The 13,456-nt window shown below is 71.6% G+C and carries 9 protein-coding genes and 2 tRNA genes; 3 read left to right on the top strand and 8 right to left on the bottom strand.

Features of this window, described 5'->3' with window-relative positions; all coding sequences use genetic code 11:
- Positions 1 to 145: 145 nt before the first annotated feature.
- Positions 146 to 1,573 (bottom strand): trigger factor, encoded by a 1,428-nt coding sequence (gene tig, locus ABCS02_RS23710; RefSeq protein WP_345838164.1) that lies wholly within the window; start codon positions 1,571 to 1,573, stop codon positions 146 to 148.
- A 67-nt stretch (positions 1,574 to 1,640) separates the two neighbouring features.
- A tRNA-Pro gene (locus ABCS02_RS23705) sits at positions 1,641 to 1,714 on the bottom strand.
- A 125-nt stretch (positions 1,715 to 1,839) separates the two neighbouring features.
- Here ABCS02_RS23705 and ABCS02_RS23700 point away from each other — a divergent pair.
- Positions 1,840 to 1,913 (top strand) — tRNA-Gly (locus ABCS02_RS23700).
- Between the two features lie 12 nt (positions 1,914 to 1,925).
- Here ABCS02_RS23700 and ABCS02_RS23695 read toward each other — a convergent pair.
- Positions 1,926 to 2,594, bottom strand: a complete 669-nt coding sequence (locus ABCS02_RS23695; RefSeq protein ID WP_345838163.1) for a hypothetical protein — start codon at positions 2,592 to 2,594, stop codon at positions 1,926 to 1,928.
- A 236-nt stretch (positions 2,595 to 2,830) separates the two neighbouring features.
- Positions 2,831 to 4,438: a polysaccharide deacetylase family protein gene (locus tag ABCS02_RS23690; RefSeq protein ID WP_345838162.1), complete on the bottom strand. Its 1,608-nt coding sequence runs from the start codon at positions 4,436 to 4,438 to the stop codon at positions 2,831 to 2,833.
- 4 nt (positions 4,439 to 4,442) lie between these two features.
- Between ABCS02_RS23690 and ABCS02_RS23685 the strand changes: the two genes are divergently transcribed.
- Positions 4,443 to 4,757 carry a hypothetical protein gene (locus ABCS02_RS23685; protein ID WP_345838161.1) on the top strand — a complete coding sequence of 105 codons (315 nt, stop codon included), beginning with the start codon at positions 4,443 to 4,445 and terminating at the stop codon, positions 4,755 to 4,757.
- A 260-nt stretch (positions 4,758 to 5,017) separates the two neighbouring features.
- Here the strand turns inward: ABCS02_RS23685 and glmS are convergent, their stop codons facing one another.
- Genes glmS through ABCS02_RS23670 form a run of 3 tightly spaced genes read right to left on the bottom strand, consistent with a single transcriptional unit; the run spans position 5,018 to position 9,149 of the window.
- Positions 5,018 to 6,790 (bottom strand): glutamine--fructose-6-phosphate transaminase (isomerizing), encoded by a 1,773-nt coding sequence (gene glmS / locus ABCS02_RS23680; protein WP_345838160.1) that lies wholly within the window; start codon positions 6,788 to 6,790, stop codon positions 5,018 to 5,020.
- Positions 6,790 to 7,800 carry a GDP-mannose 4,6-dehydratase gene (locus ABCS02_RS23675; protein ID WP_345838159.1) on the bottom strand — a complete coding sequence of 337 codons (1,011 nt, stop codon included), beginning with the start codon at positions 7,798 to 7,800 and terminating at the stop codon, positions 6,790 to 6,792. The genes glmS and ABCS02_RS23675 overlap by 1 nt, the downstream gene beginning before the upstream one ends.
- Before the next feature lie 11 nt (positions 7,801 to 7,811).
- Positions 7,812 to 9,149, bottom strand: coding sequence for a nucleotide sugar dehydrogenase (locus ABCS02_RS23670; protein ID WP_345838158.1), 1,338 nt, complete (start codon positions 9,147 to 9,149; stop codon positions 7,812 to 7,814).
- A 242-nt stretch (positions 9,150 to 9,391) separates the two neighbouring features.
- Here ABCS02_RS23670 and ABCS02_RS23665 point away from each other — a divergent pair, with 242 nt between their 5' ends.
- The gene (locus tag ABCS02_RS23665; protein WP_345838157.1) at positions 9,392 to 10,783 is read left to right on the top strand and encodes a glycosyltransferase; all 1,392 of its coding nucleotides are present in this window, start codon (positions 9,392 to 9,394) and stop codon (positions 10,781 to 10,783) included.
- Here the strand turns inward: ABCS02_RS23665 and ABCS02_RS23660 are convergent.
- Positions 10,694 to 13,309: a LuxR C-terminal-related transcriptional regulator gene (locus tag ABCS02_RS23660; protein WP_345838156.1), complete on the bottom strand. Its 2,616-nt coding sequence runs from the start codon at positions 13,307 to 13,309 to the stop codon at positions 10,694 to 10,696. The two genes, ABCS02_RS23665 and ABCS02_RS23660, sit on opposite strands and share 90 nt — an antisense overlap.
- Positions 13,310 to 13,456 lie beyond the last annotated feature (147 nt).

Genomic DNA, 13,456 nt, shown 5'->3' with positions numbered 1-13,456 from the left:
CTCCCGTTTTTCCGTTACGTGCCACCGAATCTACCGGCGCGCCATCGACGCCCCGCCCGTGTTCGCCGTCGGCAGATCGAGGGCCGCGGGCGGGAACGACGAAGGGGTGGATGCCGTGGCATCCACCCCTTCGTCACGGGTCGGGTCAGGACTCGTCGGCAGCCTTCTTCGGCGCGCGCTTGCGGGCCGGCTTCTTCGCGGGGGCGGCCTCCGCGGGCGCCTCTTCGGTCTCGGCCGCGGCATCCGCGATCTCCTGCGCCTCCTCGACGACGTCCTCCTCGGCGGCGACCTCGTCCGCGATGGCGACGAAGCCCGCGAGGTCGACCGGGGAGCCCGCGGAGTCGACGACGTTCACCCGACCGAGCGCGATCGCGAGGGCCTTGTTACGGGCGACCTCGCCGACGATGGCGGGCAGCTGGTTGTTGCTCTGCAGCGCCTCGATGAACTCCTGCGGCGCCATGCCGTACTGCGCGGAGCTCTGGATGAGGTACTGCGTGAGCTCCTCCTGCGAGACCTGGACGTTCGTCGCCTCGGCGAGCTTGTCGAGCAGCATCTGCGTGCGGAACTGGCGGGTCGAGGACTCCGTCACCTCGGCGCGGTGCTCGTCGTCCTCGAGACGACCCTCACCCTCGAGGTGATTGTGCACCTCGTCCTCGATGAGCTTCGGCGGCACGGGGATCTCCACCTGCTCGAGGAGCTGCTCGACGAGCTTGTCGCGCGCCGCCGCACCCTGCGTGAAGGTCGACTGCTGGCCGATGCGCTCCTTGAGGCTCTCGCGGAGCTCGGCGAGCGTGTCGAACTCGCTCGCGATCTGCGCGAAGTCGTCGTCGGCCTCGGGCAGCTCGCGCTCCTTGACCGCGGTGACGGTGACCGAGACCTCGGCCTCCTCACCGGCGTGCTCGCCGCCGATGAGCGACGAGCGGAACGTGGTGTCCTCGCCGGCGGTCAGCGAGTCGATCGCCTCGTCGATGCCCTCGAGCAGCTCGCCCGAGCCGATCTCGTACGAGACGCCCTCGGCGCGGTCGATCTCGGTGCCGTCGATCGCGGCGACGAGGTCGAGCTCGACGAAGTCGCCGGTCGTGGCCGGACGGTCGACCGTGATGAGCGTGCCGAAGCGGCCGCGGAGCCGGTCCAGCTCCTCGTCGACCTTCGCCTCGTCGATCTCGACGGCGTCGACGGTGATCGTGGTGCCCTCGTAAGCGGGCAGCGCGAAGTCGGGGCGGACGTCGACCTCGATCTCGACCTCGAGATCGCCCGAGAAGTCCTTGTTGCTCGGCCACGTAATGACCTCGGCGCTGGGCCGGCCGATCACGCGGATGTCGTTCTCGGTCACGGCATCCCGGTAGAACTGGTCGAGGCCCTCGTTGACGGCGTGCTCGATGACGGCGCCGCGTCCGACGCGCTGGTCGATGATCGGCGCCGGCACCTTGCCCTTGCGGAAGCCGGGCACCTGCACGTCCTGCGCGATGTGCTCGTACGCGTGGGAGATGCTGGGCTTCAGCTCCTCCGGAGTGACCGTGATGTGCAGCTTCACCCGCGTCGGGCTGAGCGTCTCGACGGTGCTCGTGACCATGCCTGTTCGTTCTCCTCTGATTCCCGCGGTCATCGCGGTGGCGGAAGGCTCGGGGCCTTTCATGACGTCGGGGCGACAGGATTTGAACCTGCGGCCTCCCGCTCCCAAAGCGGGCGCTCTACCAAGCTGAGCTACGCCCCGAGCGGGCGCGCACGCACGCGTGCGCGCAGACGGCCCAGAGAAGTCTAGCCGACCCGACCCCGCGCTCCCGACGGAGCCGGGCGAGGCGATGCCCTATGCTCGAACGGTGCCGCAGGGCACCTTCTGGGGCGGTAGCTCAATGGTAGAGCCTTAGTCTTCCAAACTAATTACGCGGGTTCGATTCCCGTCCGCCCCTCCAACAGCCGCGCGGTCAGCGGACGCCGGAGGTCGTCACGAGGCGGAGCCAGGGGCCGGCGGGGACGTCGGATGCCTCGATGAAGCGCCAGTCGACGGTCGCGTTGTCGCCGTTGATGTCGGGGAAGCCGAGGCAGCCGGTCAGGGCCGGCGACACGTCCATGCCGGCGCCGTTGAAGTCACGGTTCGCGGGGCGGGCGTCGTTCGAGCCGAACACGTAGTTGGCGTCGTCGTAGACGCCCGGTCCGGCATCCTCGATCTGGCCGTAGCAGTGCTGGTTCCCGCGGACCAGCTCCACCCAGCGGTTCTTCATGTAGCTGAAGTTCGAGTCGCCGTGGTGCGCCGCGTACGGTTGCTGGTTCGCCCACGGGATGACCGAATCGCGGATGGCGAACGCGTGGGAGTTGTTGATGTCGTCGAACGGCAGGTCGAGGTAGAACGGGTTCTGTTGGGGCGTCATGGATGTCGGGAAGTAGCCGTTCGCGGCGCTGCGCGCCTCCGTTTCGCACTTCCCTCCGGAGCTGACGCCGTCGCAGCCGCCGTAGCTCGCGAGCCAGCCGGAGTCGTACGTCGAGTACACCTGGCTGCCGTCCGAGGCGTTCGGGTTGAAGATCTCCCCCACCCAGAACGTCGTGGAGACGATGTTCCGGTGCCACGGATAGGAGCTCGCACCCGATCCGCCCACGGGCGGCGCTCCCCCGGCGGCCGGAGGTGCGGGTGCGGCCGCGGAGGGGGGCGGCGTCGTGGGCGTCGGGGTCGGCGTCACGGAGCGTGTCGGTGAGGGGACGCGCAGCGTGGGCGCCGAACGGGTCGGGGTCATGGGAGTCGGAGCCGGGGACGCGGTGCACGCCGACAGGGCGAGCAGGAGCGCCCCCGCCCAGGCCCCCAGAGCGGGGCCTGAACGGGGGCGCCGATTCCTCGTCACTGTGCAGGGGTGGCGGGGTTCGTGGCCGTCGGAGTCGGCGTCGAATCTTGCTTCGGCGGCGTGGACGGCGGGGTGGCGGCCGGTGCCGGCGGGTCAGCCGGCGGAGTGGCGGGCGGGGTGGGTCCCGCGCTGGGCGGGGTGGGAACCGGCGCCGGGGGTTGGCTCGGCGTGGGGGCTGCCGGCGGCGGCGTGGTCGCCGGTGGCGTGCCGCCGGTACCCGTCGAGCCGGACGATCCGGTCGAGCCCGTCCCGGCCGTCGGCGTCGGAGTCGGCGTGGGAGTCGGCGTCGGGGTGGGCGTCGGCGTCGGCGTCGGCGTGGCCGCCAGCGGTGCGGCGGCCGCGGGCGGGGCGGGCGGCGGCGTCACGTCGATCGCCCCGGGGGCGAGCGGCGGTGCGCCGGTGACGTCGTACATCCCATAATCATCCGTCGTCAGGACCCCGTTGCTGAAGATGTTCAACCCGAAGCTGATCCCTGTGTAGCCGGCCGGGACCGCAGGTGTCGTCCAAGCCGCCTGCGTCCAGGTGGACGTCGCCGGGAACCAGGGGCTCGAGGTCCAGTAGACCCATCCGCCCTGTGTCGTACGGAGATAGACGGCGAACTGCGTCACGGTCGTCGAGGTGTACCAGGCTCTGAGCGAGTAGACCCCTCCCGTGGCCACGCTCGGCGCGCAGGCCCCGAGATCGAACGTCTGCAGGATCTTCGCGTCCCCGCTGACGTAGCCGGTCATCGTGATCTGGCTCGCGTACAGGCCGCTGTGTCCGGGCGAGACGAGGGCGAACGCCGGGGTGTTCGTCCCGTACGAGGCCGGGCTCCAGCACGCGGGCAAGGTATTGCCTACCTGCTGCTCCAGACCCGGGTTGTTCACGCCGTTGCTGCCACCCGGTGCCGGCGGCGGCACCGCGGGCCCCGCGACTGCGGGCTTCACGGGCCCGCCGATCACGTCACCTACCGTCTTGACGGTCGTGTTGTGGCTCGCAGCCCACGAGTTCATCCAATCCATGAACTGACTCAGCATCGACTGACTGATCGAGAGCGACCCACACGATGTCGTGCAAATGTCGTGGAAGGTGAACTGTAGCCAGCCGCCTACACTCTCCGCGGCGATCACCCGGTTCTCGAGATCCTGCAGCGTCCAGGTGCTGTCGAACTCGTCGAGCGCCTTCGTGTAGTACGGATCCGCCGGCGGGATGGACTCGGAGAGCCCGCAGCCGGCGCATCCGACCTGGGACGCGATGTCACCGAGGCCGCGTGCGCTGTCGTAGCCGCACGCCTGGGCCGTCTGCTCGGCCATGGCGTTCACCGCCGCGAACGGATACGCGAAGCTACGAACCGGGAAGCCCCACGCGAGGAGCTGCGAGCGGTCGTCGCAGATCTGCCGCGATACCTCGTCCTGCGGAAGGAGCGTCAGGTCCGGGTGAGTGACGGTGTGTCCGGCGATCTCGTGGCCCTCACCCGCGAGCGTGTGCAGGTCGGCAAGCGTGAGGAAGCCGGCGAGACCGATGTGACCCGAATTGACGAAGAACGTCCCCTGGTAGCCGTGGGCCGCGAGGATCGAGCCGGCCGCGGTCTGCATGTCGGTGCCGTCATCGAACGTAAAGCTCACGATCGTGGCGGGTCCCGTCGGGGTGGGCGTCGGGGTGGGAGTCGGCGTCGGAGTCGGCGTCGGCGTCGGCGTCGGCGTGGGAGTCGGCGTCGGAGTCGGCGTGGGAGTCGGCGTCGGCGTGGGAGTCGGCGTTGGCGTCGGCGTGGGAGTCGGCGTCGGAGTCGGCGTCGGCGTGGGAGTCGGCGTCGGCGTCGGCGTGGGAGTCGGCGTCGGCGTCGGTTTCGGCGTCGGCGTCGGCGTCGGCGTCGGCGTGGGAGTCGGAGTCGGCGTCGGAGTCGGCGTCGGTGTGGGTGTCGGCGTCGGAGTCGGGTGCCCGTGATTGCCACGGCCCGGGAAGCGGAACGGATTCTGCGACCCGGGCGCCACACGGCTGTTCGGGTTCGTGACGGTGGGCGGCGCCGTCGGGCTCGCGGAGGAGCTCGGCTGCGACGTCGACACCGGCGCGGAGACAGGATCCGTCGATGTCGGCACGTTGGCCGACACGACCGGGATCGCAATGGCGATCGCGGCTGCGAGGGCAGTCAGCGCGGCGACCAGGCCACCGCGCTTGTACGGGTTCATTCTTCAGTCCTCCGGGTCTTATTCGACGGTGACGGCCTTCGCAAGATTGCGAGGCTTCTCGACGTCGCGACCGAGCGCCAAGGCGAGGTCACGGGCAAACATCTGCAGCGGGACGACCGCGGCGAGCGGCCCCCACTCCTGCGCGGTGCCGGCCAGCGCGGGGATGTCGCTCCCCGCGCCTCCGACGCGGATCACGTCACCGCCACGGGCGGCGACCTCGGCGAGGTTCCCGGCGAGCCGCGGCGCGCCGTCGTCGATCGCGATGATCGGGACCCCCGGTTCGACGAGCGCGAGGGGGCCATGCTTCAGCTCCCCCGCCGGATAGGCCTCGGCCCACCGGTACGTCAGCTCCTTGAGCTTCAGCGCACCCTCGTCCGCGTAGGGGACCGCGGGGCCCCGACCGAGGAAGAGGAACCCCCCCGCGGCGCGCGTGCGGGCGACGAGCCCCGCCATGAGCGGTGCCGACACGCGCGCGGCGTGTTCGAGCTCGTCCGGGATGGCCGACAGTGCGTCGATCAGCTCGCCCGCGCGGGCGTCGGTCAGCCGACCGGTCGCGACGAGGGCCGAGACGGCGACGCAGAGGCCGGTGACGACCTGCGCCGTGAACGTCTTCGTCGCGGCAACGCCGACCTCGGGGCCCGCCTGGCACGGCACGATCGATCGCGACAGCCAGGCCAGGCTCGAGTGCGGGTTGTTCGTGATCGCGACGACGGATGCCGCGTCCCCGATCGCCTCGATCGCACGGAGCACGTCCGCGGTCTCGCCCGACTGGCTGAACGCGAGCACGAGCGTCCGCGGGCCGAGGACGGCTCCGGTCGCCTCGCTCGCGACGAGCGACTCGGTCGGAATCCGTCCGATCCGCGAGAACGCCTGGGCCACGATCCGTCCCGCATTGAGGGACGTGCCGCATCCGACGATCGCGATGCGATCGACGTCGCCGGTTCCGAGCTGGCGCCACAGACGGCCGTCCGCGGCGCCCGGGAGGAGCTCGCGCAGGATGCCCCGCGCGACGGCGGGCTGCTCCGCGATCTCCTTCGCCATGAAGTCGGCGAATCCGTGCGCCTCGACGTCGCGCCGCGCCTCCGCGATGCGGACCGGCACGTGCTCGGCATCCGGCGCGCCGTGCCAGGCGAGCTGGTCCCCGAGGACGACGATCTCGCCCTCGCGGAGCGGGTGCGCCTCCTCGACCCAGTCGGCGATCGCGGTCGCGTCGCTCGCGGCGAAGCTGCCGAGCCGCGAATGCGCGACCAGCAGCGGCGAGCCGTGCGCGGTGGCGGCCATCGCGCCGGTCTCGGCGTCGAGGACGACGAGCGCCCAGCTCCCCTCCAGGCGGGCGACGGCCACCTCGACAGCGCTGGCGAGGTCGCCGCCGTCCACGAGCTGCTCCTCGATGAGGTGGCAGACCACCTCGGAGTCGACGTCGGACGCGAACCGATGGCCGCGGGCGACGAGCTCGGTCCGCAGCAGATCGGCGTTCTCGATGATCCCGTTGTGCGCGAGCGCGATCCGTCCAGTGCAGTCGCGGTGCGGGTGGGCGTTGCCCTCGGTGACACCGCCGTGCGTCGCCCAGCGGGTGTGGCCGATACCGACGTGCGCGCCGGAGGGCCCGGCGGCGAGCCGGTCGGCGAGATCCTCGATGCGGTGGACACTCCGGGTGGTGACGAGGATTCCCTCGTGCGTGCGGAGCGTGATACCGACGGAGTCGTAGCCGCGGTACTCGAGGAGACGGAGGGCCTGAAGCAGGAACGGGCCTGCGGCACGGTGCGTGCGACAGGCGACGATGCCGCACATCAGCGACCCCCCGCCATCGCGCGGGCGGGACCCGTGTCCGCCCGCGCGAGGCCCGGATCGCCGAGACCCGCGACGTCACGGATCATCTCGTCGATCCCGGTCCGGGGCGAATAGCCGATCAGCTCCCCGGCGAGGGTGTTGTCGGGGACACGGCGTCGCATGTCCTCGTACCCTTCGCCGTAGGCGTCCTCGTACGGGACGAGCACGATAGGGCTGTCGCTTCCGGTGACCTCGAGCACGCGCTCGGCGAGCGCCATGATCGAGATCTCCTGCGCACCGCCGAGATTGACGGCGCGGCCTATCGCCTGTGGCGACTCCGCAATGCGGGCGATCGCCGGGGCGATGTCGTGAACGGAGGAGAAGCAGCGTGTCTGCTGCCCGTCTCCGAACACGGTGAGCGGCTCCCCCCGCAGAGCCTGTCCGACGAGATTGGGCAGAACCATCCCGTACCGGCCGGTCTGTCGGGCACCGACCGTGTTGAAGGGGCGAACGATCCGCACGGGCAGGCCGTACTCCTTCAGGTAGGCGACCGCGAACGCTTCGTCGATCGCCTTGGCCATCGCATAGGACCACCGCGAGATGAGCGGCGAGCCGATGATGTGGTCCGCGTCCTCCGACAGGGCGTCGGAGGTGTTCTTGCCGTAGACCTCGGAGGTCGAGACGACGAGAGTGTCGACGTCTCCCTCCGCGGCCGCCTCGAGCACGTTCTCCGTGCCGCGGAGGTTCGTGCGCAGGCTCTCCAGCGGCTGCTCCACGATCCGCCGCACGCCCACGGCGGCGGCGAGGTGGAAGATGCGGTCGCTGCCGCGGACGACGGACCGCACGAGCATCTCGTCGAGGACGGAGCCCTTCACGATGTGTAGGGCGTGCGAGCGCCGCAGGTGGGCGAGGTTGGCCATGCTGCCGGTCGAGAAGTCGTCGAGGATGACGACCTCGTCGCCGGCGGCGAGCAGGTGTTCGGTGAGGTGGCTGCCGATGAAGCCGGCGCCCCCGGTGATGACGGTGAGCATCACGCACCCCCTCAGAGGACGGCGAGACGGGACACGCCCGTCGCGCGGTAGGTCGCGTCGAGCACGAGCTGGTCGTCGCCGAGCCAGCTCAGGTCGAGATCGCGGTGGGGAGTATGGAGGATCACGAGGCCCGCGCCGTACGCTTCGGCGGACCGCTCGGCGTGCAGCATCCGTCCGCTCGGCAGACGCACGGCGTCGACGAACGGGTCGACGAAGCCGACCGTCGCGCCGGCGTCGGCGAGCGAGTCGAGGATCTCGAGCGCGGGCGATTCCCGGAGGTCGGCGACGTCCGGCTTGTACGTGACGCCGACGACGAGCACCCGGGTGCCGCCGAGGCCGCGGCCGAGGTCGGAGAGGATGTCCCGGGCGCGGTCGACGACGCGACGCGGCCGGTGCGCGATCTCCTCCATCGCCTGCGTGATCATCGGCGCCGGCACGCGACGTGCCTTCAGCTGCCAGAGCAGGTAGTGCGGGTCGCACGGGATGCAGTGCCCGCCGACACCCGGTCCCGGGAGGAACCGCATGAAGCCGTAGGGCTTCGTGGCTGCGGCGTCGATGACATCCGTGACCGGGATGTCGAGCGCGCGGCAGATGTCGGCGAACTCGTTGGCGAGCGCGATGTTGACGGCTCGGAAGGTGTTCTCCAGCAACTTCGTCATCTCCGCGGCACCGAGGCCGTGGACGCGGTGGACGGATGCCGCGTACTGGAGCAGCAGCTCTTCGGCCCGCTCCTCGCACGCGTCCGTCGCGCCGCCGACGACGCGCGGGACGTCGTCGTGCGCGACGGCGTCGTTGCCGGGATCGATCCGCTCGGCACTGAACGCGACGTGGATGTTCTCGCCAGGCACGAACCCGCGCTCGATGAGCGGGTCGACCAGGAGGTCCTTCGTGCATCCGACGTACGTCGTGGAGGTGAGCATGAGGAGCTGGCCGGGGACCGCGTGCTCGACGACCGTGCGACAGGCGCCCGCGATGAGGTGGAGGTCGGGGACGAGGTGCGCGTCCACGGGGGTGGGGACGCAGACGACGACGGCGGCCGCGGAGCTCAACCGGGACACGTCGCCGGTGAGGGCGAAGCCCGGGTCGCGGAGCGCGGCGCGGAGCCGCTCGCGGTCGTTGGGGAGCAGGTCCGCGTTCTGCGAGCGGATCGTCCGCAGCCGCGCGGCCGAGACGTCGAGGGCCAGCACCCGGGTGCCCGCCGCGTGGTACGCGAGCGCCGTCGGGAGCCCGACGTAGCCGAGGCCGACGATGGCGACGTCGTAGTCGAAGAGGCCGAGGGAGTCCTCGGGGAGCGCGGCCTCGGGCAAGAGGAGCGACGGCGCAGGGGGTCGCGGATCGAGAGTGGTCATGGCGGGTCTCCGGGTCAGATCGGGTCATGCGTGGCTGCCGGGTGGTCGGCGTCACGGCCTCGTGGGGCTGCAGGAGCGAGGCTCCGAGGGGCCGTGGGGCTCACTTTTGCCCCCGCTGGAAAGCCCGGTCAACGGAACCGAAGCAATGCTGTGGAGGCCCGCAAACGGCGTTGCGGGCCTCTGCGGATGACCGCCTGCGGGTCTGCGGTCACACACGGCCCGAGGGGCTCTACGGTCGAAGGATGGATGGTGTCGCGACCTTCTTCCTGGTCGCTTTGCTCGTCGTGGGCGTGACCACTCCCGTGTGGGTGGTGGCCGCGCTCATCCGCGTGAGCACGGCGCGGTACGGCGCGCGCCCGCGCTGGCGCCGGCATCCCGAGCCCGCCGACGTCGCCGTCCTGATCGCGGCACACAACGAGGAGCTCGTCATCCGCGACACGGTCCGCTCGGCCGGCCGGCTCCTCCCGATGAGGAACGTCTTCGTCGTCTCGGACGGGTCGACAGATCGCACGGCGGAGATCGCGCGAGAAGAGGGAGCGTCCGCGTGGGACCTCACGCCCAACCGCGGCAAGGCCGGCGCGATCGAGGCGGCGATCGCCCACTTCGAGATCGCCGACCGCTTCGAGGTGCTCCTCCTCCTCGACGCCGACACGCAGCTCGACGACGACTACCTCACGACAGGCCTCCCGCCCTTCGCCGACCCCGAGGTCGTCGCAGTGGCCGGCTCGGCGGCCACCCTCTTCGACCCGCCGGCCGCGACGCGGATCGGGCGGATCCTCGTCGCCTATCGGCAGCGGGTCTACCTCGCGATGCAGTACCTGCACAAGTTCGGCCAGGCGGCCCGGTGGGCCAACGCCGTGACGATCGTGCCCGGCTTCGCGAGCATGTATCGCACGCGCATCCTCGCGGACGTCGACATCTCCGCTCCGGGCCTCGCGATCGAGGACTACAACATGACGTTCGAGGTGCACGCGAAGCACCTCGGACGCGTCGCGTTCCATCCGTCCGCCGCGGTCGCCCGGACGCAGGATCCGGCGACCCTGCACGACTACGCCAAGCAGGTGCGGCGCTGGAACCTCGGCTTCTGGCAGACCGTGGGCCGCCACGGCGCGCACCGCGGCCTCTTCTGGACGGCGCTCGGCGCGTTCCTCGTAGAGCTCGTGCTCTCGAGCGTGCTGCTCGTGCTCGTCCTGCCGCTCCTCCTCTTCAGCGCCGTCGTCGCGGTGGCCGCCGCCCTCACGCCCGACCCTGCGCTCGACCAGATCGCCGGGGCGATCCCGGTCTGGGCAATCGCCCTCGCCGTCGTCGTGCCGGACTACCTCCTCACGATCGCGGCAGCAGTCGCCACCGGCCGACCGTCGTACCTGTGGCGCGGACTCGTGTTCCCACTGCTGCGCATCCTGGACGCGCTGCTGTGCCTCCAGGCTCTTCGCATCGCGCTGCGGGGGAAGACGGACGGGCGCTGGCTCAGCCCCGTGCGCCGCGCGGCGTCGATCGCAAGCGTGGTCCCTCCGGCGCCGCCCGCACGGTCGGCGCCGAATGCGTCAGGCGACCAGCGAGACGAGGTGGGACCGGGACCGCGCGCCGGTCTTCCGATAGATGTGGGTGAGCCGCAGCTCCACCGTGCGAAGTGAGATGAACAGCCGCGCCGCGATCTCCTTGTTCTGCATGCCCTGCAGCACGAGCTCGACAACGGACCGTTCCTCGATCGTCAGCTCGTCCAGGAGCGTCGGCGAAACCGGCGCCGGCGCGACCGTCACGGAGTGCTCGAACAGCCGCGCCCATCCCCGTGCCCCGACGCGCTCGAGGCTCGTTCGCGCCTGCAGCGCCGCGAACTCGAGGTCGACGGCGCCCAGCGCGCGCAGCCGGCGCGCGCGACGCACGAGGAGCATCGCGCTCTCGTATCCGGGGTCGGCGGATGCGGCGGCGTGGGCGGCCGCGTCGAACAGGCGCCGCGACTCCTCGCCCCGCGCCACGAGTGCGCGCCCGACGAGGACCGCCCGCTGCGTCCACGGGTGGGGCATCGATCGGCCGGCCGACTCGAGCGTCTCGAGGGCGCTCCGCGCGCCGACCTCGTCACCGATCGCCGTGAGCGCCTCGATGAGGGCCGGATGATGCCGCAGCATGGCGGGGCTCGCGAGCGGGGCCCCGAGGCCATCGGCGTACTGCAGTTCGCGCAGCGCGGTGTGCAGGTCGCCGCGCATGAGCGCGTGCTCCCCGAGCACGACGTGTCCGGCGGCCAGCGCGACCGGCGAACATCCGCGGATGTTCGTCCACTCGCGGAGCCTGTCGACCGCGCCGTCCAGGTCGTCGACGACGAGGTCGACGCGCAGGCCCACGAGCTGGGCGAGCGGACGGAGAAGCTGCGGCAGCGCTCCGCGACGCAACTGCTGGACAGCGGAGGATGCGGCGCCCAGGTCGCCCGCCCGGAGGGCGTTGTCGGCGGACAGCACGATCGCGAGCGTGCGCCACAGCGGCTCGACCGGTACCGGCAGGTCGATCACGAGGGAGAAGATGCGCGCCGCCCCCTCCGTGTCGCCGCTCACGGACCGGGCGCGCCCACGCGCGATGAGCTCCTCGGTGGAGTGCCGCGCGAGCTCACGCAGCGTTTGCGGCTCGATCGGGCTGCAGTGGCCGCCCGTCGTCGCGCCGATCAGTTCCCGCACGCCGAGGTGCAGGCCACGCGCGGTCGGTCCGACGCGGTCGAGGTAGACGCCGCCCCCGTCGAGCGCGACCTCGGCGGTGCGGAGGTCGTCGACGAGAGCGTGCAGGAGCGCGCTGACGGACCAGAGGCTGACCGCGCCGTCCGGATCGACCTCCGCGTGGACGGCAGCGGCGGCATCCACCTCGGACAGGGACACCCGGCCGTTGCGGGCGACGTCCGAGACCAGGCGCGCAAGCGCGAACGGCAGCTGCTCGGACGGGGGCAGCGACTCGCGGTCGATACGGGCGATGTAGCGCCCCGCGGCCATGAGGTGCCCGGCATCCACGAGCGTGCCGGCGAACTCCAGCGCACGCACGGCGAGGGAGCCGTTGCCGGGTCCGGACATCCCGCGCTCGGCGAACTCGATCGCCGCGCCGCGAAGGTCGGCCCGCATGAGCCGGGCCGCGGCCGACAGGAGCGCGGGACCCCAGACGGCTTGGGGATCCGCCCACGAGCCGTGCCAGACGGCGAGGGCCTCGTCGACGTCGTAGACCCGCAGGCGCAGGAGCGCGTGGAGCTCGCGCCGCTCCCGGGCCGACAACGAGCCGTAGACCGACGCCCGGACGAGCGGGTTCCGTACGCGGACGTAGGAGTCGACCTCCTCGACGAGGCGGAGCTGGAAGAGGTCGGCGAGCGAGTCCGCCTCCGCGGCGCTCTCGGCGAGCACGGACCGCGGTGTCAGCGGGGCCGCCGCCAGGGCGCGCAGCAGCTCGCGGGCGTCATCGCGGAGCCCCTCGGTCGCGGCCGCCGCGATCTCGTCGGCGGGACCCAGCGGCGGCAGGGGCAGCGGCAAGCTCGCCTGCCCGAACCGCTCCTCCGGGGTGAGGCTCTCGAGCGACGTGGTCAGAGCGCCAGGGTTCCCGCCGCTCTGCCAGAACAGGATGGACGCGGTGACGGCATCCGCCGACACCGGCGCGTTCCGCACGAGATCGGCGGCCTCCTCCGCGTCGAGCGGGGGAATGTCGCAGATCGGGAAGCCGCTGAGCGGATCGTCCTCCCCCACATGCTCCACGGTGCCGAGGACATGGAGCCCGGAGCCGCCGAGCCGCGTCGAGAGGTAACCGAGCACCGCGCGGCTCTGCGGGTCGAACCGGTCGACGTCGTCGATCAGGACCGTGGTCGCGCCGACGTCGCGCCCGCGCAGGAACTCCAGCATGTGGGTGGCGATGTCGTGGATCGCCTCGGCCGCGAGCGAGAGCGGCTCGCGGGCGGTCACGGCATACGGTTCGCCGGCGACCGCGGTCGCGATCGATCCGATGCCCGACAGGGGCCACGACTCCTCCGTCGGACGCGCCGCCACGAGCACGGTCCGCATGGCCGTGCGCCGCCCCGCCTCGCGCAGGAGGTACGACTTCCCGGAGCCCGACGGGCCCTGCAGCAGAAGGGCAGGTTCGCGCGTCCCATCCACCGCCTCCATCGCTCGACGGAGGGTGCCGGCACGCCCCAGCTCGCGCATCGCCGCTACCCCAGCGGCCGCTCCGCACGGTCACGCCGCCACGGCATCCCCCAGGGATCGCACGACTTCAGGCCGTCCGCACGGGCGGACGGACGCCACTCCTCACGAGTGCCCACGAGATCTCCTTCGTTCGGGTCCGAGGATTTC

It is taken from the genome of Microbacterium sp. X-17, assembly GCF_039615055.1.
Note: the sequence above shows the minus strand (reverse complement) of the source record. Positions and strands in the feature narration are given on the sequence as shown.